Origin of the sequence: Epibacterium sp. Ofav1-8, assembly GCF_022348185.1 — a bacterium.
Classification (GTDB): Bacteria; Pseudomonadota; Alphaproteobacteria; order Rhodobacterales; family Rhodobacteraceae; genus Epibacterium.
In genome coordinates, this window is sequence record NZ_JAKRFD010000010.1 from 178,716 (window position 1) to 200,018 (window position 21,303).

At 67.2% G+C, this 21,303-nt stretch carries 22 protein-coding genes; 8 read left to right on the forward strand and 14 right to left on the reverse strand.

The window, feature by feature from the left end:
• Positions 1–30: 30 nt before the first annotated feature.
• Positions 31–948, reverse strand: coding sequence for a LysR family transcriptional regulator (locus MHM97_RS16620; RefSeq protein WP_239323470.1), 918 nt, complete (start codon positions 946–948; stop codon positions 31–33).
• Between the two features lie 108 nt (positions 949–1,056).
• On the opposite strand from MHM97_RS16620, the gene gstA reads away from it, so the two are divergent.
• The 4 genes from gstA (at position 1,057) to MHM97_RS16640 (ending at position 2,948) form a co-directional block, all read left to right on the forward strand.
• Entirely contained in the window at positions 1,057–1,668 is a 612-nt protein-coding gene (gstA, locus tag MHM97_RS16625; RefSeq protein WP_239323471.1) for a glutathione transferase GstA, read from the forward strand.
• Positions 1,665–2,045 (forward strand): nuclear transport factor 2 family protein, encoded by a 381-nt coding sequence (locus MHM97_RS16630; protein ID WP_239323472.1) that lies wholly within the window; start codon positions 1,665–1,667, stop codon positions 2,043–2,045. The genes gstA and MHM97_RS16630 overlap by 4 nt, the downstream gene beginning before the upstream one ends.
• 3 nt (positions 2,046–2,048) lie before the next feature.
• Positions 2,049–2,270, forward strand: a complete 222-nt coding sequence (locus MHM97_RS16635; protein ID WP_239323473.1) for a tautomerase family protein — start codon at positions 2,049–2,051, stop codon at positions 2,268–2,270.
• 387 nt (positions 2,271–2,657) lie between these two features.
• Entirely contained in the window at positions 2,658–2,948 is a 291-nt protein-coding gene (locus MHM97_RS16640) for a PAAR domain-containing protein (RefSeq protein WP_239323474.1), read from the forward strand.
• A 129-nt stretch (positions 2,949–3,077) separates the two neighbouring features.
• On the opposite strand, the gene MHM97_RS16645 is transcribed toward MHM97_RS16640, so the two are convergent.
• Entirely contained in the window at positions 3,078–4,043 is a 966-nt protein-coding gene (locus MHM97_RS16645; protein WP_239323475.1) for a sodium-dependent bicarbonate transport family permease, read from the reverse strand.
• A 98-nt stretch (positions 4,044–4,141) separates the two neighbouring features.
• Between MHM97_RS16645 and MHM97_RS16650 the strand changes: the two genes are divergently transcribed.
• Positions 4,142–5,053, forward strand: coding sequence for a hydrogen peroxide-inducible genes activator (locus tag MHM97_RS16650; RefSeq protein ID WP_239323476.1), 912 nt, complete (start codon positions 4,142–4,144; stop codon positions 5,051–5,053).
• A gap of 38 nt (positions 5,054–5,091) precedes the next feature.
• On the opposite strand, the gene MHM97_RS16655 is transcribed toward MHM97_RS16650, so the two are convergent.
• The 6 genes from MHM97_RS16655 to MHM97_RS16680 form a co-directional block, all read right to left on the reverse strand.
• Positions 5,092–6,480 (reverse strand): serine/threonine protein kinase, encoded by a 1,389-nt coding sequence (locus MHM97_RS16655; RefSeq protein WP_239323477.1) that lies wholly within the window; start codon positions 6,478–6,480, stop codon positions 5,092–5,094.
• A complete protein-coding gene (locus MHM97_RS16660) occupies positions 6,477–6,881 on the reverse strand; it encodes a biopolymer transporter ExbD (RefSeq protein ID WP_239323478.1) in 405 nt (134 codons plus the stop codon). Before MHM97_RS16660 ends, MHM97_RS16655 begins: the two co-directional genes overlap by 4 nt.
• 2 nt (positions 6,882–6,883) lie before the next feature.
• Positions 6,884–7,339, reverse strand: coding sequence for an ExbD/TolR family protein (locus tag MHM97_RS16665; protein ID WP_239323479.1), 456 nt, complete (start codon positions 7,337–7,339; stop codon positions 6,884–6,886).
• A gap of 6 nt (positions 7,340–7,345) precedes the next feature.
• Entirely contained in the window at positions 7,346–7,993 is a 648-nt protein-coding gene (locus tag MHM97_RS16670; RefSeq protein ID WP_239323480.1) for a MotA/TolQ/ExbB proton channel family protein, read from the reverse strand.
• A gap of 62 nt (positions 7,994–8,055) precedes the next feature.
• The gene (locus tag MHM97_RS16675; protein ID WP_239323481.1) at positions 8,056–8,508 is read right to left on the reverse strand and encodes a hypothetical protein; all 453 of its coding nucleotides are present in this window, start codon (positions 8,506–8,508) and stop codon (positions 8,056–8,058) included.
• A 104-nt stretch (positions 8,509–8,612) separates the two neighbouring features.
• On the reverse strand, positions 8,613–9,263 hold the full coding sequence (locus MHM97_RS16680; RefSeq protein WP_239323482.1) for a hypothetical protein: 651 nt from the start codon (positions 9,261–9,263) through the stop codon (positions 8,613–8,615).
• 136 nt (positions 9,264–9,399) lie between these two features.
• Between MHM97_RS16680 and MHM97_RS16685 the strand changes: the two genes are divergently transcribed.
• From MHM97_RS16685 to MHM97_RS22890, 3 genes are all read left to right on the forward strand, one after another.
• Entirely contained in the window at positions 9,400–9,828 is a 429-nt protein-coding gene (locus MHM97_RS16685) for a DUF1036 domain-containing protein (protein WP_239323483.1), read from the forward strand.
• 90 nt (positions 9,829–9,918) lie between these two features.
• Positions 9,919–11,442 (forward strand): peptidoglycan-binding domain-containing protein, encoded by a 1,524-nt coding sequence (locus tag MHM97_RS16690; RefSeq protein WP_239323484.1) that lies wholly within the window; start codon positions 9,919–9,921, stop codon positions 11,440–11,442.
• Between the two features lie 12 nt (positions 11,443–11,454).
• Entirely contained in the window at positions 11,455–13,629 is a 2,175-nt protein-coding gene (locus MHM97_RS22890; RefSeq protein WP_239323485.1) for a peptidoglycan DD-metalloendopeptidase family protein, read from the forward strand.
• 41 nt (positions 13,630–13,670) lie between these two features.
• On the opposite strand, the gene MHM97_RS16700 is transcribed toward MHM97_RS22890, so the two are convergent.
• The 6 genes from MHM97_RS16700 to tssE form a co-directional block, all read right to left on the reverse strand.
• Positions 13,671–14,060 carry a hypothetical protein gene (locus tag MHM97_RS16700; protein ID WP_239323486.1) on the reverse strand — a complete coding sequence of 130 codons (390 nt, stop codon included), beginning with the start codon at positions 14,058–14,060 and terminating at the stop codon, positions 13,671–13,673.
• Positions 14,060–14,818, reverse strand: a complete 759-nt coding sequence (locus MHM97_RS16705; protein WP_239323487.1) for a hypothetical protein — start codon at positions 14,816–14,818, stop codon at positions 14,060–14,062. Before MHM97_RS16705 ends, MHM97_RS16700 begins: the two co-directional genes overlap by 1 nt.
• A 62-nt stretch (positions 14,819–14,880) precedes the next feature.
• Positions 14,881–17,634 carry a type VI secretion system ATPase TssH gene (gene tssH, locus MHM97_RS16710; protein ID WP_239323488.1) on the reverse strand — a complete coding sequence of 918 codons (2,754 nt, stop codon included), beginning with the start codon at positions 17,632–17,634 and terminating at the stop codon, positions 14,881–14,883.
• Between the two features lie 32 nt (positions 17,635–17,666).
• Positions 17,667–18,776, reverse strand: coding sequence for a type VI secretion system baseplate subunit TssG (tssG, locus tag MHM97_RS16715; RefSeq protein WP_239323489.1), 1,110 nt, complete (start codon positions 18,774–18,776; stop codon positions 17,667–17,669).
• Positions 18,773–20,701, reverse strand: coding sequence for a type VI secretion system baseplate subunit TssF (gene tssF, locus MHM97_RS16720; RefSeq protein ID WP_239323490.1), 1,929 nt, complete (start codon positions 20,699–20,701; stop codon positions 18,773–18,775). Before tssF ends, tssG begins: the two co-directional genes overlap by 4 nt.
• Positions 20,698–21,291 carry a type VI secretion system baseplate subunit TssE gene (tssE, locus tag MHM97_RS16725; protein ID WP_239323491.1) on the reverse strand — a complete coding sequence of 198 codons (594 nt, stop codon included), beginning with the start codon at positions 21,289–21,291 and terminating at the stop codon, positions 20,698–20,700. The genes tssF and tssE overlap by 4 nt, the downstream gene beginning before the upstream one ends.
• Between the last annotated feature and the right edge of the window lie 12 nt (positions 21,292–21,303).

Sequence of the window (21,303 nt, forward strand, 5' to 3'; positions counted from 1 at the left end):
CGGTGTGCCCGCCCGCAGCAAACGCGCGTGTCATCGGCGCTGGCGTTCCGGCCCCGTGTCCGCTGCGGGCGGGCTTGGCTGTCCAAGCCGGTTCCAGAGCTCATCGGCAACAACACCCACGGCGCGATCCCGGCGCCTCATCTTGAAAATCACGGTCCGGCGCGGCGGGAACCCCTCGACAGTCAAGGGCAGCAAAGCGCCGGATCGCCGTTCCGCCTCTGTCATGTGATCGGGCAAACCGCCCCAGCCCAGACCGGCAAGGATCACCTTCTTCTTGGCGGCCAGGTCCGACACGGTCCATTTCAGCCCGCCGGGCAGCAGGTCGCGGCTCTGATCGTGGGTCGCGCCACCCGTGCCGGCGGCGACCACCTGGACATGGCTCTGCATTTCGGAGGCGGCCAAGGCGCGGGAACCGGTGGGCAGGCCCAGGCCGGGACTGGCCACGGGCCGGATCGTGACCTCTGCAACCGGTTCGGCCTCAACGTCGTTCAGGGGCACCCCCTCGAGGGAGGCGAGCGCAATATCCGCCTGTCCCTCCATCAACCGGGCAATCGGACCTCCCATCATCTCCATCCGCAGCCGAAGATGGGTGACCGGGTGGCGCCGGCCGGTCTCTGCAAGCGCGGGCAACAGAGGATCGAGGTCCAGTGTCGCGCTGACGGCCAGGGTCAGCTCCGGCTCCTCGCGGGCGCGCAGCTGGGCGGCAGTGGTGCGCAGCCCCTGCATCTGCCGCAGCACCCGGGACGCCTCGCGATAGAAGACCTCACCCGCCGGGGTCAGCACGGGACGGTAGGCGTCGCGGCTGAACAGGTCCAGCTCCAGTTCCGCTTCCAGCTGGCGGATCGAATGGCTGATGGCGGATTGTGACTTGTGCAGCCGGTCCGCCGCGCCCCGAAAGGTGCCGGTCGCGACAATGGCATCCAGGGCAATGAGCTGATCGTGTTTCATAGGCCTCCAACATGATCGAGTATTTCGATCATAATGACGAGAACACAATATTATCAATCCATCATGTCAAGGGCTAGTCAGAGGACATCATAACCACAGGAGACTGTCATGAAACTCTACTACAAGCCCGGAGCCTGCCCGCTGGCCAGCCATATCGCTCTGCATGAAACCGGCCGTCAGTTTGAAATCGAAGCGGTCGATACTGCGACGGGCCGGACCGAAAGCGGCGCCGATTATCGCGCGATCAATCCCAAGGGCTATGTTCCGGCCCTGGGGCTGGACGACGGCACTGTCCTGACCGAAGGCGCAGCTGTCTTGCAGTATATCGCAGATACCACCCCCGACGCAGGGCTGGCGCCGACAGCGGGCACTCTGGCACGGGCGCGGATGCAGGAGCAGCTCAACTGGATCGGAACCGAATTGCACAAGGCCTTTGGTCCGCTGTTCCGTGCGGGCACGTCCGAGGCAGAACAGGACGCGGCGCGGGTCGCGGTTGCGGGCAAGTTCGATTTCATCGAGACCCAGCTGGCGGATGGTCGCGCCTGGCTGGTCGACGACCGGTTCTCGGTGGCAGATGCCTATCTGTTCGTGGTGTCGAACTGGGCCAATTTCACCGGTATCGATCTGGCCCGCTGGCCCAATCTGGCCGCCTTTGTCGGCCGCTGTGCCGCCCGACCGTCCGCGCAGGCGGCGATGCGCGCCGAGGGGCTGATCCAATGACGCCCGCCGCCCACACCCAGATCGGCGCGGTGATGGAGGCCTATTTCGAGGGGCTTCATCAGGCCGACAGCACCCAGCTGCGCAAGGTCTTCCATCCGAAGCTGGCCTATGTCTGCGCCACCGAAGGGGATGAGCTCTATCTTGATCTTGAGACCTACATGGCCCGCGTGGATGGGCGCGAGCCCCCGGCGGCACGTGGCGACCCGCGAGAGGAGCAGATCCTGGAGATTGCCTTCGCGAGCAGCCGACTGGCCCATGTCAGCGCCCGGATGACGATGATGGGCCGCGACTTCCACGACCTCCTGACCCTGGTCCGTTACGGTGCGGAGTGGCGCATTGTCACCAAGGTGTTTTCCTATGTGCCGCGAGAGGATTGAGTGATGCCCTATGTGAACATCAAAGTGACCCGCGAAGGCGGCCCCGACGGCGCCGGTCCCAGCGCCGCGCAGAAAGCGCAGCTGATCAAGGGGGTGACCGACCTGCTGCAGGACATCCTGGGCAAGAGCCCGGCGACAACGTTTGTTGTGATCGACGCGGTTGCACTGGACGATTGGGGGATCGGCGGCCTGCCGGTGCAGGACTACCGGGCGCAGGCCCGGTGAAGCGCGGCTGACAGAGAGGTCTGCGCCAACCTGTGCGGCCTGTGGGGAGCGATCACTGCGCATCGCCCCCATCTCCGCACGCTCTGACGGGTCTCGCCCTACCGCCGTTGAGCTCCGGGGGCTTGCTGCGAGGATGGCGGTGGTGTCTGCTGTCCTGCGCCTTTGACCGGCCAACGGACGGAGATCTTGAAAACCGGAACAGCCTCCTGCACCACATCGAAGACAAGGTTGCGGGGTGGGGTGTGGCCAGGACGTCTACAAACACCCTGATGTTGAACATTTGCAGAGTTTCCTCGATGATGCGCCAAAGGCAATTTTCAAAGACGTTTTGACCACATCCAGACCATTGGTCTTGCAATCAAATCAATTATCCAAGGAGTGCAGCGCATGCCAGCCGCGGGACGAAAAGACGACATCGGATCAGGCCATGATGGCTTCCCGCCAACACCGGCCACCTCCGGGAGCGGTGATGTGGGCATCAACGGCAAACCCGCGCTTCGCGAGGGAGATGCCTTTGAGGCACATTCCAAGCCGAAGCATCCGCCGCATGGGCGGGCGCTGGCGGTTGGATCTGGCAGCGTGTTTATCAATGGAAAACCGGCGGGCCGTGTCGGCGACGCCATTGATTGCGGCGGGTCCGTCGCCAATGGCTCTGATGATGTGTTTATTGGCGGGTGACTGCGTCAGGCCGTGCCCTGCGCCGGGTGAGCGCGACTGACGATTGACACGGCGCTTGCGGGCCGGACGCTGCGGTCGGGTGGAGGAGGCCTGTGCCCCCTCCACTTTGACACGTTGTCAGATCCGGCTTCACACCAGCCCGGCCAGCCAGAGGTAGAGCGGCAGGCCGATGGTGATGTTGAAGGGAAACGTAACGCCGAGAGAGAGCGTCAGGTAGATCCCGACCTCGGCCTGGGGCAGGGCGATCTTCATCGCGGCGGGCACGGCGATGTAGGAGGCGGAGGCGGCCAGCACCATCAACAGGAACAGGCTGCCGGTCTGTAGCCCGATCAATGTACCCGCGCCCATGGCAAGCGTCGCGCCGATCATCGGCATCAGCAGGCCAAAGGCGAACAGCCCCGCGCTCAGCAGGTGCCGGTTGCGCAGCAGGCTGCGGCCGGCCGACAGACCCATGTCCAGCAGGAACAGGCAGAGGATGCCGGTGAAGGGCGTCACCACGAAGGGGGCGATCATCTCCATCCCCTTGTCCTGCGTCACCGCGCCGATCAGGAACGCCCCGGTCAGCAACATGATCGAGCCGTTGGCAAAGAGTTCACGCATCGGCACATGGGCGGTCTGGGCGTCGCGGCCAAACCGCTGCGCGATCCACAGGGCCGACAGGATTGCGGGCACCTCCATCATCGCGGCCACCGCAACCATGTAGCCATCCGAGGCGATCCCGGTGAGGTCCAGCAGGCTTGTGGCGGCGACGAAGGTCACGATCGAGATCGACCCGTAGTGCCCCGCCACGGCGGCGGCATTGAGCGCGTTCAGCCGGGTCATGCCGCGCAGCAGCGCATAGGCGAGGAAGGGGATCGCGAAGGACAGCGCAAGCCCAGCGGCGATGGCGGTAAAGACCTCGGTATCAAGACCGTTTTGCGCCAGGCTGTGGCCCCCTTTGAAGCCGATGGCGAGCAGCAGGTACAGCGACATGAATTTCGCCGCGCCCTCCGGGATCGACAGGTCGCTGCGCACCACGGCGGCCAGCAGCCCAAGGACAAAGAACAGGATCGTCGGCACCATCAGGTTGCCGAGGAGGGTGTCGAGTATTTGCATCGCGGGAGTCTCCGGAACAGGGTTTTGCGCCTGTTGCCAGCTTTCGATCCATAGCTTAAATACAATCTACTGCTCTGCAAAATAGCTTTGGTGAATACATGCGTCCGACCCTGCGCCAGATGGACTATATCGTCACGGTTCACCAGCTCGCCAGTTTCAGCCTTGCAGCGGACAAGCTGAACGTGAGCCAGCCCAGCCTGTCGAACCAGGTTGCGGCGGTGGAGACCGATCTCGGCGTGCGCCTGTTCGAGCGCAGCCGGGCCGGGGTCCGGACCACCGCGCGCGGGTTGGAGTTTGTCACCCGGGCCCGCCGCATCCTCTCCGAGGTCGAGACGCTGCGCGGGGTGATGCTGTCGGACCTGCCCTTTGGCGGGCGCCTGCGGCTGGGCGTGCTGCCCTCCATTGGCCCCTATCTGTTGCCGCAGGCGATGAAGGCCCTGCACGAGGCGCAGCCCGATCTGCGGGTCATCGTGCGCGAGGAGAATACGCTCAGCCTCGATGAGGGGCTGCGCAACGGACGCTTTGACGCGATCATCTCCACCCCCGAGGACCACCCCAACACGGTGCAGCATCCGCTGTTTGTCGAGCCGCTCTGGGCGGCGGTGGCCGAGGATCATCCGCTGTCGGAACGGGAGGGGATCGGGGCGGCGGATCTTGGCGGGCAGCGGTTGCTGACGCTTGACACCGGGCACCGTCTGGCGCGCATCGTTTACGGCATCGCGGGGCAGAGCGGGGCGATCGTGTCGGACGACTACGAAGGCACGAGCCTCGACTCGATCCTGCTGATGGCGGCCACCGGTGCCGGGATCGGCATCCTCCCGGACCTGTTTGCGCGTCGGCAAGGCATTCACCGCAGCGAGGTGCGTGTGCTGCCCCTGCAGATGGCCGAGGCGGATCGCACCATCAGCCTGCTGTCGCCGATCGACCGGTCGAGCGCGACGACAGAGCATCTCGCCGAAATCCTGCGGACCGCAGCCGAGGCGTATCACCTGAACACATTGCGGCGCTGAGATCTCCGCCGCGCCGTCGTGGTGGGGACCTTGGGGCCTCAGCGCACGTCGAAGGTGGCGATGGCCAGGGCGGCGCGACCGGAGAGGCTGCCGGGCAGGTCGCTGAACACATCGGCGGCCAGGCGGCCGCTGCGATCACGGATCTGACGCAGGGGGCTGGGGCTGGCGACCGCAAGCAGCATCTGCGCGGTGTCGCGTTGCGGTCCGGCCCGGGTCACCGGCACGTCAAAGCGGGTGAAATTGCCCGATTGCGACAGGAAGCGTTGCAGGTCCTGAACCACGCCATTGTTGTCCACCAGCAGCAGCGCCACGTATTTGCCGGCGGTGCCACGCAACACGCCGGTGATCCGTCCACCACTGGCAACACTGCGGCTTTCGAGGCGCAGGCCAAGGCGGGTGGCCGGGTAGTCCCGGTTGCCACGCACATAGTCGACCGCCGGGCATTGGCGCGGATCCAGCAGCGTTCGCGTCTGGCGCAGCGCCGCGTCGGTCTGGGTCAGCACGGTGTCGGAGAAAGTGGCAAAGGCGGTGTCCTGTGCCGCCATCATGTCGAGGCCGACGCCCTCTGCGCCATCGCGCCGGGGCAGGGTGAGCAGGCAGTCCGGACCGCCGTTGTTGCGGATCTGGCGGATCAGGTCACCGACGGCAAGGTCCTGCGCGCTGGCCACCGGACGGGCGGGCGCGGCGGATGCGGTCTCGCCGGTCGGGGCCGTCGGGGCGGCGCTGGTTTCGGGCGCGACCAGCGAGACCGGCTGCAAGCCGCCCTGTGGATCGGCGGCGGCGGTCAGAGTGCTGCCGCTGGCGACCGGGGCAACCGGGGTTGCGGAGATCGTCTCGGCGCTGCTGGCGGGCAGGGCCGACAGGGTTTCGGGGATCAGCGGGTTGCTGTCCTCGGGGATCAGTGGCGACAGGGGCGAGTCCTGCGGGGCGGGCTCTACGACCACCGGGCTCAGCGTCTCCAGCTCCGGTTCGAGGGTCTCCGCCTCGACCGGCGTGGCGGTCTCGGCCTCGGGCGGGGCGGGGTCCGGGGGGACGACCTCGGCCTCCAGCGTTTCGGGGACAACCGGCTCTGGCGTGTCGAGCTCCGGCTCCGGCGCCAGCACCTCGGGATCCGGGCCGGGGTCGGCGGACAGGCTGTCCTCGGTGCTGTCCACCGGCTCCAGCGGCGGCACTTCGGTGGCGCTCTCCGCCAGGGCTTCGGCCCCGGCCAGCCCGTCGCGCAGCTCCAGCCCGGCGAGCGTGTCGGAATCCAGCGGTTGCAGCGTGACCGTGTAGCGCGGCCCGTCCGGGTCGGCGTCGGGCAGGCTCAGAAACGGCTGCACCCCGCCAAGGAGCAGCGCCGCCACTGCGGCATGCGCCAAGAGGGAGCCACCGCTGGCGAAGATCCAGCCCCGGGAGTCGGAACGGCCATAGGGGAGCGTGCTCACGTCTGCGCCTGTTCGTGGATGGTGACCAGTGTGATGTTGAGATCGCCAAACACCGGCTGCGCAAGCAGGTCCAGCAGATCGAGGGCGGGGGCGGTGCGTTCCATCAGCACATAGAGGGTGGTGCCGGCGGGCACGGAAGCGGCGAGCTGATCCAGCGTGGTGACATCGCCATCCAGCCGCAGGCTGCCGTCCGGGCGCACTTCCAGCAGCGGGCTGGGCAGCTGCTCGGGGGCGAGTTCCTCGGTCGCGGGCAGGTCGATCTGGATGTCGCGGGTCGACAGCAGCGACCCGCTGGCAAGGAAGAACAGCAGCAGCAACAGCACGACGTTGACGATCGCCAGTGAGGTATCGGTCTGCACCATCTGCGGGCGCGGCGGCAGGAGCGGGGCGCGGCGGGCCATGGTCACAGCCCCCCTGCGCTGATCTGCACAGCGGTGACATCGGCGGCCTGGAGATGCGCCAGAACCGTGGCCACATCCTGCACCCGGGCCGAGGCCCGCACGATCAGGATCACCGAGGCGGGACCGCCATCGCTGCCGAGGGCGGCGGCGAGATCGGGCAGGGCGGAGAAGTCGAACCTCTGGCCCTGGATGTTCAGCGCATCCGCATCCAGGTTCCACAGCGGCGCGGAGGTCGCCCCTCCGGGCTGCGCCGCAACCGGATCAGCCGCCCCCGCCCCGGTGCCGACGCGCTGGTCCGACACCGGATCGGTGTGTTGCAGCGGCAGCAGCGCATAGGGGGTCAGGCTGGAGGACAGCATGAAGAAGACCAGCAGCTGAAACATCACATCCGCGAGCGAGGTCAGGGTGAAACTGACCCGACGCTTGCGGACGGGAAGGTCGAGCCGGTTCAGATGCATGCCGGGTCAGCCCTGTACGCGTGCGGATTGATCGACCCGGCCGTGGATGGCGGCGGAGATCAGCACCTCGATCAGGTTGCGCTCGCGCTCGATGCGGGAATCCAGCCAACTGGTCAGGAAGAACGCCACCAGCGCCACAGCCAGACCGGCGGCGGTGGTGGTCAGCGCGGTCCAGATCCCGCCGGCCAGAGCAGCCGGATCGGCGGCGGCCTGGGATTGCGCCAGGACGGAGAAGGCGTCGATCATGCCGATCACCGTGCCCAAAAGACCCATCATCGGCGCCGCATGCACCGCGATCTCCAGAAGCCGCATGCGATCAGACAGCGTCGAGAGTTCGGCGATGGCGGTCTGGCGGCCCAGTTCCTCGGCATAGGCGGTTTCGCCGGGCCGCGCCCGCAGCCCGGTAAAGACCGCATGCAGAATGCGCGACAGCACCGATTGCCGGGCGGCCGCCTGCTGCATCGCCGTTTCGGCCTGACCGGACAGCCAGGTGTTGATGATCTGCTCGGCCAGATGCCGCCGCCCCACACCCAGGCGCGAGAATTGCAGCAGTTTGAAGAAGAAGACGGACACCACGGTGACCGACATCACCGCCAGGGCGGCAAAGACGGTCAGCGTCAGCGGGTCGAACATATCAGCCCGGAACTGGGTCATGAAGCTACTCCATGGCGCGGCCACTGGAGGCGGCCGGGCATTCAGGAAAGAAAGGGAACGGTTCAGATACCGAACTGGATCGGGGTGCGGGAGCTGGCCACCAGCCCGGCCATGCAGAGATCGCTGGCGGTGCCGTCACTGGTGACGCAGGCGGGGGAATCATTGACCACGATGCGCGAGATCGAGCCGCAGCCGGTCTCGGCCAGATCGAATTGCAGGATCTTGGTCTTGCCCTCGGTCAGCGCGCCGAATTCCAGCACCAGAAGCCGTGTCACCACGCCCTCACCGTCAAACAGCGCGATCTGGTAGGAGGCACGCTCCAGCGCGGTGGTGGATTGGTTGGTCGCCACATAGGTCAGCCGGCAGCTGCCGTTGCCGGTCTCGGTTACCGAATTCAGGTCGAGCTGAAACGCGTCAGCAGCCTCGGTGGCCTCCTGCGCGGCGACGGTGGTTGTGTGCGATGCGATAAATGCGGTGGCCAGCAGGGTGGCCCTGGCCGCGGAAAGAATGCCCATATTGCCCTCAACGAGTCTGTTCGTGAAATCGCGGCCATTTGGGCGACAATACCGCCTACAGGTCAACCGGGAAATTTCGGAAATTGATGCCCGTCAGGGGCGAATCACCGGAAAACGCCGATGAAGAAACTGGGGCTGGGGGTCTCGGCCGGGCGACGCGCCAGTTGAGGCGGCAGCGACACCAGTGCCGGGCTGTGGTCTGACGCCAGCTCCACCCGTTGCGGGGCGACCGGCAGCAGCGGATCTGCCTTGGCAACCACAACGCCCGACGGGCGGGCTTTTGGCCGCGGCGAAGTCGACCCAGAGGGCGCTGGATCAGCGGATGCCGGAGACGCAAGCAGCGGGGCCGCCTGCGCATCAAGATCGATCACCTGGCGCAGCCGTTGTGGCCGGGTGGACTCCTGCTGGCCGGACAGCGCGGCCTGACGGTAGAGCGGCGCGCGCGGCTCTGTCAGGGGCTGCGGCACCGCTGCGGGCTGTTCCGGCAGGGTGGCGCGCGGTGTCACCGCGGTCGCCTCAGGGGCAGAGGAGGGGGCCGGGGCGGCGATAATCTGCGCGGCAGGCTGCGGCTGGGCTGTGGGCTCGACCAAAGCCTGTGTCGCGATCCCTGCTGGCTCGGACGGGGCAGTCGGAAGCGTCTGCAACGTGCTGAGACGGCTCTGACCGGACATCATTCCGTGCCCATAGGCCAGGACAAGCCCGGCAGAGACAGAGAGCGCGGCGATACCAGCGGTGATTGCAATCAAACGAACCATGTCGGAAATGTAGACCTCATTTTCCGGATTGCCAGCCCATTGCGAAACGAACAGTCTGCGGCGGGCGGCACATGTTGCCATAATCTCACGTCCGGGATTGGCCGCCGCGAGTATCTTGAGGTCTGATGGTGAAGGAATGCTGAAGATTTTCAATCCTGTGGCACTGATGGCCTGCGGTGTCGGCGTAATCCTGCTGGGCACTGGCACCGCGGCGCGGGCGGCGTTTACCTTCTGCAACCAGACGCTGGACGTGGCCAATGTGGCGATCGCCTCGTATGAGGACGGCGGCTTTGAAAGCGCCGGCTGGTGGGTGGTGGGCCCCAACCAATGTGCCGAGGTCATCAGCCAGAGGTTGACCTCGCGATTTGTCTATGTGTTTGCCAAGGACGTTTTTGGCCGGGCGCTGCTGGACGGGGCGACACCGATGTGCGTGGATCAGGGCCGGTTCAGAATTCGCGGCGAGGGGGATTGCCTGACCCGGGGGTTCCTGGACGCGCGGTTTCACGAGGTGGACACGCAGCAATCTGACAGTTGGTCATTTTTTCTGCGTTCTACGCGTGATTGAGGTGAGGTTACGGTCGCTTCTGGTGCGCGTGCACGGTATGGTTGCGGCATCGCGCCCGCTGTTCTTCTTTATTCACCGTCGAGGCTGATTTTGACGTTTGCTCCCCGCTGGATTTCTTGGCTGTTTGGCCGTGGCGCCTGTTTGCGTGGCGCGCTGGCGGCCTGTCTCTGTGCCGGTCCCGTGACCGCCCAGGACTGGTCGGCGCTGGTGGTCGGCGATACCGGTGACGGCGCGGGCCGGGCCTTTGCTGATGCCTATTATGCCGCCGAGGCCCTGCGCGGCTGGACGCAGGCGACGCCGGTGCTGTTGCGCAATGCCCGGCTGGATGCGGTCGAGGCAGCGCTGACGGAAATACGGGGACAGCAGCGGCTGGTGATCTATTTTGCCGGGCCGATGTCCGGAACCGCGCCCCGGATCGACGGTGCGGCGGTGCCCCTGACCCCGCGGATGGCACCGCTGGCGGCGGCGGGCTTGCGTGAAGTGCTGGTGCTGGTGGAAAACTGCGCCGGTGCGGGCGCAGCCACCGCATTGCCGGATCTGGAGGTGGCGGCGGAGGTGACGCTGGTTCTTGCCAGCAGTGCCGCGCCCGGGGCGGCCTGTCCGCCGACCGGACAGCGCCTGAGCGATGTGCTGAAGGCGGCGGCGGGCACGGCGCAGGCCCCGGGTCAGAGCCTGCGTCCGTTCCTGCGCCGGGGGCAGCTGGAGGAGCTGAGCGATCTGTCGAGCGCATCTGCACCCTCGGCAGCGCCAACGGCGGAGGCCTCGGTGGAGGCGGTCGCTGATCCGGCTCCGGCGCGTCCGCGCGAGCAGGTGACGATCACCGATGTGGTTCGGATCACCCCGGTTGGCACCTCGGTCGGCACGCCTGTCAGCACCCCGGTCAGTGCTCCGGTCAGCGTCGCCATCCAGCCCGCTCCGAATGGCGGGGCGGCTACAGCGGCACTGACACCGGTGCGGGCGCCGGCCTCCTCGTCTGCCACGGCTCCGGCGCAGGGGGGCGGTGCTGACGGAGCGCCGGTGGTGATCTTCTCTCCGGTGAACCCGTCTCAGCTGGCGGCGGTGCCACAGGCCGACGGCCTGCCCGAGCCCTCGATCATTGTCGGGCTGATCGAAGAGGGTGATGCGAATTTCGCCGCGGCGCTGGACACCGTGGATCTGTCGGGCAGCGAGATCAGCTATGATGACGTGACCGCGCGCAACCAGCTGCGGGGGGCTGATCCGGAGCTTTATGCCTCGCTGCTGGAGGCGGGGGCTTTTGATCCGCCGGGGCCGGTGCTGGTGCAGGCCCTGCAGCAGGAGCTGGCGCGCATGGGCTGCTACACCAGCCGGATCGACGGCGCCTGGGGACCGGGGTCGCAGGGAGCGGTGCGGCGCTATTATGCCGAGGTCGGCAGCCCGGTGCTGTCTCTGGCGGCAGAGATCCCGCTGTTCCGGGATATTGTCAGCCGGGCGGATGTCACCTGTGCAGCGCCGGTGGCGGCGGCGCGGCCGCGCAGCAGCACCCCCGCAGCGACGCGGCAGCCGGCGGCATCCTCTGGCACATCGGCGCCCGCTAATACGCCCGCCCAGACGCAGATTGCCCCGGGGGCCGCCCTGGGTGGGGTCTTCCGCTAGAGGGGACGTCGGGTGAATTTTACCATTGATCCGGCGTTTCAGCGCTCGACCGCGCAGGCCCGCAAGCGACGGCGGCGCCGCCTGCTGCTGCGGGGGCTGGGGGCAGGCGTTGCCCTGGCGGCGCTGGCCAGTGTTGGAGTGTGGCTCTGGGGGCGGCAGGACGCAAACGGTGCGAGAGAGCTGGCGATGGTGCCGACCGAGGTGCCGGATCCTTCGGCAACCGAGGCCCGCAGCCGGGCGATGCTGAACCTGCGTCGGGCGCCGATGCTGCTGCATCTGGAGGCGGGGGCGGCGCGCGGGGTGCGCCAGGTGCCGCTGCCCGCCGGTGGCCTGCCCGGGCGGACCGCAGCCGGGCAGGAGGCACAGGTGACGGTGGTGCAGGACAGCCTGCTGGCGCCGGGGCGCAACCTGGTGCTGCAACTGCCGTCCGGGCGCGACGATTTCGCGCTGTTTCAGGCCCAGCGGCGGCGGGCGCTGGATCACGCCAAAGACATCGCCGCTCAGGGCAGTGGCGGCCTGTCGCAAGCGCGCGACAGCAGCGTCGCCCTTGCCCGCCGCGCCGACCGCCGCGCGCCCCTTGCCGAAGAAAAGATCATCGTGCTCAACGCCGAACAACCCTTGCAGGAGGTGCTGGTCGACAGTGGCTTTGCGGCGGGGCAGGCGGCAGGGGTGGCGGCGGCCGCCGTCCGCGAGGTCGGGGCACCGGAGGCGGCGCTGCCCGCGGGCAGCGTGGTGGCGTTGCGCTGGCGCACCCGCCCCGAGGCGGCAGCGCAGCGCCAGCTGTTGCAGATGTCGCTTTACGGGCCCGAGCGCTACCTTGCCAGCCTGGCGCAGACCGGGCCGGGACGGTTCACCCGCGCCGCCGACCCCTGGGCAGAGCAGGATCTGCTCGGCCGCTCGGCCCGCGCCGCCAGTCCGGAGCCCGCAGGGCGCAGCGTGCGCCTGATGGATGCGCTCTATTCCACCGCCCTGCGCAACGGGGTGGCGACCGGCGTGGCGGGGGAGTTGATCGTGATGATGTCACGCCAGTTCGACCTGGAGCGCCTGGCCGAGCGCGACGATCAGGCGGTGGTGCTGCTGGCGCCGGGCGGTGGCGCCGGGGCGGGCAGGCGCGCCGGGCAGATCCTATATGCCGGCATCGAAGGGCCCGCCGGGCACATGCGCTGCTACGTGATCCCGCTGCCGGGACCGGATGGCGGCTTTGGCTGCTATGACGGGGCCGCAGGCACGTCGGCGGCGGCCGGAGGTGTGCGGCTGGGGGCCGGGTTGGTGATCCCGGTGACCGGGGTCAAGACCAGCGGCTTTGGCATGCGGATGCACCCGATCCGCAACAAGATGCTGCCGCATAATGGTGTCGACTGGGCGGCGCCGGAGGGCACCCCGGTCTATGCCGCGCGTGCCGGAAAGATCCGCCTCGCCGGAGACAGCGGCAGCTATGGCACCCTTGTCGCCATCGACCACGGCGACGGGCTGGAAACGCGCTACGCCCATCTGCAGCGATTGGCGGATGGTATGGCACCGGGGGTGCAGGTGGCGGCGGGCGACCAGATCGGCTTTGTCGGCTCCACCGGGCGCTCCACCGGGCCGCATCTGCATTTCGAGCTTTGGGTGGACGGGCGCCCCACTGATCCGGCGCGGTTCGGCAGCACCGCCGTGGCGGCGCTGGTCGACCGGATCATCCAGGTGGAAAGCGGCGGGCGTGCCGATGCGCAGAACCCGCTCTCCTCGGCAACCGGGGCGGGGCAGTTCATCGCCAGCACCTGGATCCGGATGATGCAGAGCTATCGCCCTGATCTGGTGGCGGAGATGTCGCGCGAGGAGCTGCTGGCGCTGCGGCTCGATCCGCGTCTGAGCCGGGAGATGGTGGAGCGGCTGGCCCAGGAGGGCGAAGCCTATCTGCGCGCGCGGGGTCACCAGGTCACCGCGGGGCGGCTGTATCTGGCGCATTTCCTCGGCGCGGAGGGCGCGCATCGGGCGTTGGCGAGCGATCCGGAGCAGAGCGTCGAAGAGGTGCTGGGGGCGCAAGTGGTCAGCGCCAACCCGTTTCTGACCGGCAAGCGGATCGCGGATCTGCTGGCCTGGGCGGATCGCAAGATGCGCCACAAGGGACGGCAGCGGACCGCGCCGGTGCCGTCAGAGGTCCGCACCTATATGGCAAAGGTGGATGCGATGCTTGCCGCGTTGTAGTGGGCCCTGCGCTTGCGCAGCGGCCCGGCCCGACGCCAGCCTTAGCCCTGATCGGTGCAACCACCGGCCACAGGCGGGGCGGTGAGTTCCTGCAACGAAAACAGGCGCAGGGGCGGGGTGAAGTCGCGGCCCGTGGCCGTCACCTGCTGCGACAGCACCAGATAGCCCGCCGCAGGCAGCAGCAGCGCCAGCACGACAATGCCGGCCAGAAGGGCGCTGTGGTGACGCTCTGGCAGCCGGGCCAGGGCCGGGAACAGCGGCAGTACCGCCAGTGCGAGAAACCACAGGGCGCTGGTGTCAAAGATCACCACCGCCGCGCAGTCGCGCAGGGCAGAGCGGGCGCTGGCAATGTCCGAGACGCCCCAGCCTGCCATCGCCAGGCCAAAGAGGGCAAAGCCCGCGAGCACCGCCAGCGCCAGCCCCCGTGGCATCAGTGCGGCCCGATGTGGCCGAGGGCCTGGTTGACCAGATGCTCCTCCCAGGCGCGGATCTGCCGCGCCAGCACCCGCAGCGGGTTTTCAAATGAATCGACCGTGTCCTCGATCGCCCGGACCAGGGTTTCGGTGAGGCCGAATTTGCGATCCACCCGATCCAGCAGGATCGACACGCCAATGCCGACGATGATCGCGGCCACCACCGGCCCGGCGGCGATGGTGGTGAGCGCCCCGACCGCGGCCCCGGCGAGGAAACCGGCGCCGGCGGCCACGGCGAATTTGCCCACATCGGCGGCGATGGTGCCCAGAAGCTGCGTCAGGCGCGGATCATTGTCCGACAGCACATGTTCGACCACGCGCAGCGCCGCAAAGGCCACCACCGCGATGCCGGTCATCCGCGCCGCGCCCTGGCCGAGGCTCTTGGCGCCGAGGACCAGTTTTGCCACCTTTGGATTGCTGGCCAGATAGCGGGTGCCGCGCAGCACCGCGCGCTGGCCGGGATAGCCCTTGATGATGACGTAATCCTTGCCGTTGACGTGTTTGATATAGGCCCGCCCGCTGAGCCCGAGGGTGCGCACCAGCTTGGCCGCGCCCGCCGCATCGATCCCCGCGGTGGCGGCGGTTACCAGGTCGATGCCGCTGGCCTCGGCCATCTCGTTGTTGATTTCGACCACATAGAGCAGCGTTTCATCAAGGGTGATGCTGCGGCGGTCGGTTCGGATGGTGCAGCTGCCGGTTTCAAGTGTTTCGGGCATGGGAACTCTCGCAAATCTGAAAAAGGGTGAAGGTACAGGTGAAGGAATAATGGGGTGAAAAATCAGCTCAGGGCATAGTGGAAGCCATCCGCATCGGCCGTCACCGTGACGCGGTGAATCTCGCCTCCGGTGCTGAGGGTCTTCAGCAGTTTGCGGCTCAGCTCCGGCAGGATGGAATTGGAGATGATATTGTCGATCATCCGCCCGCCGCTGTCGGGGTCGCGGCAGAGGCTGGTGATATGCTCGATCACATCGTCGCCATAGACCAGTTCGGTGCCATGCGCGCCCCTGAGGCGTTTTTCCACTGCCGAGAGTTTCAGACGGGCAATCCCGCCGAGGACGTCCGGGCTGAGCGGCAGGTAGGGGATGGTGACGATGCGGCCCAGCAAGGCGGGGGGGAAGACCTCCAGCAGGCTGGGTTTCAGCGCCACGTCAAGGTCCTCCAGATCAAGCTCTGCGGCGCTGCCGTCGGGGCCGACCCGGTCCATGATGACCTCGGTGCCCACATTCGAGGTGAGCAGGATCAACGTGTTCTTGAAGTCGATCATGCGGCCATTGCCGTCTTCCATGACGCCTTTGTCAAAGACCTGAAAGAAGATCTCGTGCACATCGGGGTGTGCTTTTTCGATCTCGTCGAGCAAGACCACGGAGTAGGGCTTGCGGCGCACGGCCTCGGTCAGGCGTCCGCCTTCGCCATAGCCGACGTAGCCCGGAGGCGCGCCTTTCAGGAGCGAGACGGTATGGGCCTCCTGGAATTCGCTCATATTGATGGTGATGACGTTCTGCTCGCCCCCATAAAGTGCCTCTGCCAGCGCCAGCGCGGTTTCGGTCTTGCCGACACCGGAGGGACCGCAGAGCATGAAGACGCCGATGGGCTTGTTGGGGTTGCCAAGGCCCGCGCGGCTGATCTCGATGCGTTTGGCGATGGATTTGAGGCCGTGATCCTGACCGATGACGCGGGCGCGCAGATCGTCGGAGAGGTTCAGCACCGCGTCGAGCTCATCCTGCATCATCCGACCCGCAGGAATGCCGGTCCAGTCCGAGATCACGGCGGCGACAGCCTGTTCGTCCACATGGGCAAAGACCATGCGGTCGTCCGGGTTGGTCTCCTCCAGCGCGGTCATCTGCGCCTGCATCTCACGACGCAAGGCATCCGGGTCGATGTCGGCTGTTGCGTCCGGGGCTGGTGCGTGAGGGGCTGTTGCGTCAGGGGCGTCCACCTCCGGTGGCCCGGCGTCCTCGGTTTCGCTGCGGGCCGCGTCCTGTGCGCCGGGCGTGTCGGAGGTCTGTGCTTTGAGGCGCTGGCGCAGGTCGAGCACCTGATCGACGATCTCTTTTTCGCGGGCGTAGCCGGAATCAAGCGCGGCCAGCCGGGCCGTCAGGTCAGTGATCTCGGTCCTGATCTCGGCGATGCGGTCTTCGTGGCTCTCGCCCAGATCGCGGGCCTCTGTCTTGCCGGCGAGCTCTGCCTCCAGCGCGTCGATCCGGGCGCGGGTGGCGGTGATACGGGCGGGCAGGGCGGATTGGCTGAGCGCCACCCGGGCGCAGGCGGTATCCAGAAGCGAGACCGCCTTGTCCGGCAGTTGCCGGGCCGGGATATAGCGGTGCGAGAGCGTGACCGCGCTGACGATGGCGGCGTCGGAAATCCGCACCTTGTGGTGGTCCTGCATCGGACCAAGGATCCCGCGCAGCATGTCGCAGCAGACCTCGATCGAGGGTTCATCCACATTCACCGGCTGGAACCGCCGGGTCAGGGCCGGGTCTTTCTCGATGTGCTGGCGATACTCGCTCCAGGTGGTGGCGGCGATGGTGCGCAGGGTGCCGCGGGCCAGTGCCGGTTTCAAAAGGTTGGCGGCGTCCCCGGTTCCGGCCTGACCACCCGCACCGATCAGCGTGTGGGCCTCGTCGATAAAGAGGATGATGGGGTCGGGCGCGGACTGGACCTCGTCGATGACCGATTTCAGGCGCTGCTCGAACTCGCCCTTGATCGAGGCACCCGCCTGCATCGACTGGATGTCCAGCTCAAACAGGCGCGTGCCCTTGAGCTTGGGCGGCACATCCCCGGCGGCGAGCAACTGGGCAAAGCCCTCGACCACGGCGGTTTTGCCGACACCGGCCTCGCCCGTCAGGATCGGGTTGTTCTGGCGTCGGCGCAGCAGCACATCGATGAGCTGACGGATCTCGTCGTTGCGACCCTTGATCGGGTCCATCTCGCCCGCTGCGGCGGTCATGTCCTTGGCAAAGCGGCCAAGCGCGGTGGCGCCGCCCTTGCCCTCGGCGGTTGCGCCGCTGTCCTCGGCTGTTGAGAGGTTGGCGCCATCCATCGGGCGCATGCTGTCCTCTTCGCTGCCGGCCCAGAGGCTGCGGCTGTCCTGATCCAGCTGTTCGGCGGAAATCTGTTCAAACACAGCGGAGTAGCGCAGCAACTGCCGACGCAGGGAGGGATCGTTGAGCAGCGCGGTCAGGACATGGCCGGTGCGGATCTGCGCCTCGCCAAAGAACAGCGTCGCATAGGTCCAGGCGTGGTTCAGCGCATCGGCCAGATGATCGCTGATGCCCGGGGTTTCGGTCACATTCTTGTCGAGCCGGTCCATCGCGCCGGAGAGATCCTTGAGCACGCGACCGCGATCCAGGTTCAGCTGGCGCAGGGTGACGGAGATGTCGGCGTTCTGGTTGGAGACGGAATGAAACAGCCAGTGGCAGAGATCGACGTAGCGGTTGCGGGCGCCGCGGGCCTCGCGCATGCCGTGGAGGAAGGCGTCATAGCCCGCGCGGTTCATCTTGCCGGCGTATTTTTCAATGCTGATTTCGGTCATAAAGTCAGGGCCTCAATAGGTCCGCAGGGCCGTCAGGCCGCGGTGGTCTTCAATTCGGGGGTGTCAAACGGGTCCGGCAGCAGCGGGTAGCGGCTGACTTGCAGGTGATCGCCGTGGGTCGGCAGGGCGCTGGCCCCGGCGGGGGCGTCGGTCGCGGCGACGGGGCCGATACAGGCGAGCCAGCCGACCTGCGTGCTCTCGCCCAGCACGGCGGTGGAGATCTGCGGGCGCGGCAGCCAGAGGGCGGTTTCGATGTCGAAGGTCTGGCCCAGATACCAGAACACGATGTCCTGCAGGGCCGCATGATCGGCGCCGCCGGGCAGGAAGCGCTGGTACTGGGACAGCTCCCGCAGCATCACATGGATGCGGATCTTGGCGCTGAGCGATTGCACATGGCCGCCAAGCACGGCATTTTCGCCCAGGGTGCAGCCCTGCGCACCAAGCAGGCAGAGGGCGTCGGGCTCCAGCGCCAGCCAGCTGGGCACATGTTCCTCGATCGAAAACCGGGCGCGGCCCTGGAAATGCAGCTCCAGCATCTGGCGCAGACGCACCGGGCTCTTGACCCGGCCGGCGGCCAGCGGGGCCAGGTGCAGGCGGGTCATGTCGGTGGGGCGGGACCCGGCGCGGGCGGCAGGCGTGCCGCAGCCAAGGAGGGACAGGATATAGGCCTGAAAGCGATCGCTGTCGGCGTGGTCGAACTGGCTGATGGCACGGGCATCGGACCAGGCGCGAAAGAACAGTTCCTGAAACCGCGCGGTGAAGATGTCGCAGAAGGCGACAAAGCTCTCGTCCCCGGCGGCAAACCACGACTCGACCTCTTCGGTCCAGTTCAGCGGCAGCGCACCAAAGGCGCCAAACAGCCCCATGAACTGCGCCCGCAGCCGGGCCGTGCTCTGGCTGAGGTCAACGCGGGCCACGTCACGGGTGGGAAAGGCCAGCGCCGGATCCTGGCCCAGATGCACGATGGCATCCCGCAGCCGCTTGTTCTGGCCGATCGCGGGCTTGTGCCCGGCGCGGCGTTCCAGCTCGCGCAGGAGCGTGAACAGGCCGACGCCGCTGGCCGCCTGTTCCTCTTGCGCGCGGCGGTCCAGCGTGTCGCTGGCGCGCGGCGCGGCGGGCAGGGGGAGGGCATCTCCGGTCATAGCAGCGGCCCCGATCCCGACCGCGGCGCAAAGCGGGTGATCTCGCCCCGTTGCAGGCTGTGGATCACCGTCTGGGTGAAGCTGTTGACCGCCGCATATTCGGCAAAGAAATGATCCAGCACCGCCCCCAACGGCAGGATGCCGGTGCTTTCGAATTCGGTTTCGTCAAACGTCACCCGCACCAGCAGCCCGCGTGCGGTGTGATAGCCGTCGGGGGCGGCGATGGTGCGGGTCACCGGGGTGCAGTCGAGCCCGCGCACGCCGCTGATCTGCGCCTCGCTGACACTGTCGGAGAGATCGGCAAACAGCGACAGCATCTCCCGCAGGGAAGCGGCGGACATGCCGCCCTCGGCGCTTTGCAGGCCGGTGGTGCCGAGCGACAGATAGGACAGCAGCCGCCAATAGGTGTCCCCCGCCGTGGTGCGGTGATTGGCGGTGGTCTCGCGATCCGCGAGGCTGTCGCGCGGCGGCGTCGGCCCGGCGAGGCAGTTCAGCGCCACGGTCTGATCTTCGCAGAGATGAAAGCTCTCGGCGCTGTCGGCGATCGGCAGGTATTCCGGCAGATGGCGGTTGGAGCACAAGAGCTTGACCTGCAACCGGTTGGCGGTCTCCTGGCCGGGGGGCTCGTAGAGGCTGATGAGGGTCTCGGTGCCGCGGTAGAGGTTGCGGGGAATGCCGTTGCGCTGTTCAGCAAGCGTGCGGCGGCGCGGTTTGCGCCGGGTGGTGTAATAGAGCGTCTGGCGCGGGCTGCGGCCCTCGGGGGGCAGCGCATAGAGCGGATGCACCTCGGATTTGCTCTGCCGTTCGGTGTAATGGGCCCAGACCTCGGTCACGTGGTGCACCTCGTAATGGGTGATCGGCGAGGAATTGGGCGTGATGGTGTATTCGTGGCGCTTGCGGTCCAGATGCAGATGGCTGGACATTTCCTCGAACAGGTTGACGGCGGGGGCCGCGTTCAGGGCCAGGTCCTGCGGGTCGAGGCTGGTGGCCAGGCGCTGACGGGCGCTGGAGAATTCGAACACCAGCTGCACCGTGTTGCTGCGCACATGTGGCAGGATGTCCCCAAGGCCGGTCAGCCGCAGCCCGAGGAACTTGCGCGGGAACACGAAGAATTCGCGCAGCCGGGCAAAGCCGTCGAAGAGCCGGGTCTGATGCGGGAACAGCTGTTCCTCGGCGTCGAACCCGATGCGGTGCAGCTGGTGGGGCGCAAGGCGGGCAAAGACCGGATCGCCCTGCGCGTTGAGCCAGCGCAGCGACACCCGGGTGCAGTCGCAGAACACCTGTTCATAGAGCGCGGCAGCCTCGTCCATCGGGGCGGTGAAATGCAGGGTCAGCGCATCCATCGACAGGCTGTTCAGCCCGGCGGTGGTGCTGGGTTTGTCGTCGGCGTCCATCAGGGTGATTTCGGTCACCAGACCGGCCTTGGTGCCGGTGGCGATTTCCTGCCCCAGCGCGCCGATCGGGCCGGCGCTGGCATGGTAGGCCGCACGGGTGACCGCGAGCGGCCAGACCGTCAGCGGCGCGGCCAGGGCAAAGCGGCAGGAGACCCTTTGCTGGGCGTCGAGGAAGCGCGCATCCATGTATTCCCCGGCGGCGAAGGACAGACCGTTTTCGATCTCGGGGCTGTCGGCGGGGGCATGGGCGCGCACCAGCATGACACTGGGCGTCGGGGCCAGCGCGTCGGGAAAGACCTGCTCCAGCAATTCGCGGGTAAAGGTCTGGTATTCCTCCGACATCTTGACCTTGACCTGGGCGGAGAGGAAGGCGGAGCCTTCGAGGAGACCGGCAACAGCCGGGTCCATGTTCTCCTCCAGCAAGCCGCCCAGCCGGTCAGCAAGGCCCGGGTATTCGCCGGCAAACTCTGCCGCGCGTTCCTTCAGCAGGCCCAGCTCCTGGTTATACGCCTCGCGAAGAGCCCGCCTCATGCGTTCACCCGCAGGTTCGACAGCGACATCTTGCCCGCGCCGAGGTCGATCTCGGCATCGAAATCAAGCGGCACATCCACCGGATCGCCCAGCAGCTCGGCGGTGACAAAAATCGCGAGGTGGTGGGTCTTGCCGCTGCCGGTGTCGCGGATCTGCACATCGAGGGTCTCGGCAATCAGGCGGGGCTCGAAGCGGATCAGCGATTGGCGCAGGGTGTCGACCACGGCGGGGGTGTTCAGCGCCACCTTGCCCAGCCCGCTGAGATCGCGGAACCCGTAGTTCAGGATCGACCCGGCCACATGCGGGGTCTCGTCCAGCGCACAGGCGGCTTCGAGGTGGATGGTATTCAGCAGGGCGGCCAGGTCCGCTTCGAGGTGCTGGCGCAGCTGGTGCTCGGACACCCCGAACCGGCGCTGTTTGCGCGCCGAGGTCAGCCGGGTGGTGCCGTCATCGGACATTTCGCGGCGGTGATGGGAATCGCGGTCATGATGAGAGGCCCGGAACACCTGTAGGATGGAGGTCTTGGCCTTGCGACCGGTCTGCCAGGGCTGATCGCCGGCATCAGAGTTCTCCGCTTCGCCGCGCCGCATGTCTGCACCTTC

What these genes read in the sequence shown, in the direction of transcription:
- MHM97_RS16645 (WP_239323475.1), bottom strand. Translation starts at nt 4,043, where the DNA reads ATGCAAATACTCGACACCCTCCTCGGCAACCTGATGGTGCCGACGATC.
- MHM97_RS16640 (WP_239323474.1), top strand. Translation starts at nt 2,658, where the DNA reads ATGCCAGCCGCGGGACGAAAAGACGACATCGGATCAGGCCATGATGGC.
- MHM97_RS16685 (WP_239323483.1), top strand. Translation starts at nt 9,400, where the DNA reads ATGCTGAAGATTTTCAATCCTGTGGCACTGATGGCCTGCGGTGTCGGC.
- tssF (WP_239323490.1), bottom strand. Translation starts at nt 20,701, where the DNA reads ATGAGGCGGGCTCTTCGCGAGGCGTATAACCAGGAGCTGGGCCTGCTG.
- MHM97_RS16670 (WP_239323480.1), bottom strand. Translation starts at nt 7,993, where the DNA reads ATGACCCAGTTCCGGGCTGATATGTTCGACCCGCTGACGCTGACCGTC.
- tssG (WP_239323489.1), bottom strand. Translation starts at nt 18,776, where the DNA reads ATGACCGGAGATGCCCTCCCCCTGCCCGCCGCGCCGCGCGCCAGCGAC.
- gstA (WP_239323471.1), top strand. Translation starts at nt 1,057, where the DNA reads ATGAAACTCTACTACAAGCCCGGAGCCTGCCCGCTGGCCAGCCATATC.
- MHM97_RS16705 (WP_239323487.1), bottom strand. Translation starts at nt 14,818, where the DNA reads ATGCCCGAAACACTTGAAACCGGCAGCTGCACCATCCGAACCGACCGC.
- MHM97_RS16680 (WP_239323482.1), bottom strand. Translation starts at nt 9,263, where the DNA reads ATGGTTCGTTTGATTGCAATCACCGCTGGTATCGCCGCGCTCTCTGTC.
- tssE (WP_239323491.1), bottom strand. Translation starts at nt 21,291, where the DNA reads ATGCGGCGCGGCGAAGCGGAGAACTCTGATGCCGGCGATCAGCCCTGG.
- MHM97_RS16675 (WP_239323481.1), bottom strand. Translation starts at nt 8,508, where the DNA reads ATGGGCATTCTTTCCGCGGCCAGGGCCACCCTGCTGGCCACCGCATTT.
- MHM97_RS16620 (WP_239323470.1), bottom strand. Translation starts at nt 948, where the DNA reads ATGAAACACGATCAGCTCATTGCCCTGGATGCCATTGTCGCGACCGGC.
- MHM97_RS16700 (WP_239323486.1), bottom strand. Translation starts at nt 14,060, where the DNA reads ATGCCACGGGGGCTGGCGCTGGCGGTGCTCGCGGGCTTTGCCCTCTTT.
- MHM97_RS16635 (WP_239323473.1), top strand. Translation starts at nt 2,049, where the DNA reads ATGCCCTATGTGAACATCAAAGTGACCCGCGAAGGCGGCCCCGACGGC.
- MHM97_RS16650 (WP_239323476.1), top strand. Translation starts at nt 4,142, where the DNA reads ATGCGTCCGACCCTGCGCCAGATGGACTATATCGTCACGGTTCACCAG.
- MHM97_RS16665 (WP_239323479.1), bottom strand. Translation starts at nt 7,339, where the DNA reads ATGCATCTGAACCGGCTCGACCTTCCCGTCCGCAAGCGTCGGGTCAGT.
- MHM97_RS16630 (WP_239323472.1), top strand. Translation starts at nt 1,665, where the DNA reads ATGACGCCCGCCGCCCACACCCAGATCGGCGCGGTGATGGAGGCCTAT.
- MHM97_RS16660 (WP_239323478.1), bottom strand. Translation starts at nt 6,881, where the DNA reads ATGGCCCGCCGCGCCCCGCTCCTGCCGCCGCGCCCGCAGATGGTGCAG.
- tssH (WP_239323488.1), bottom strand. Translation starts at nt 17,634, where the DNA reads ATGACCGAAATCAGCATTGAAAAATACGCCGGCAAGATGAACCGCGCG.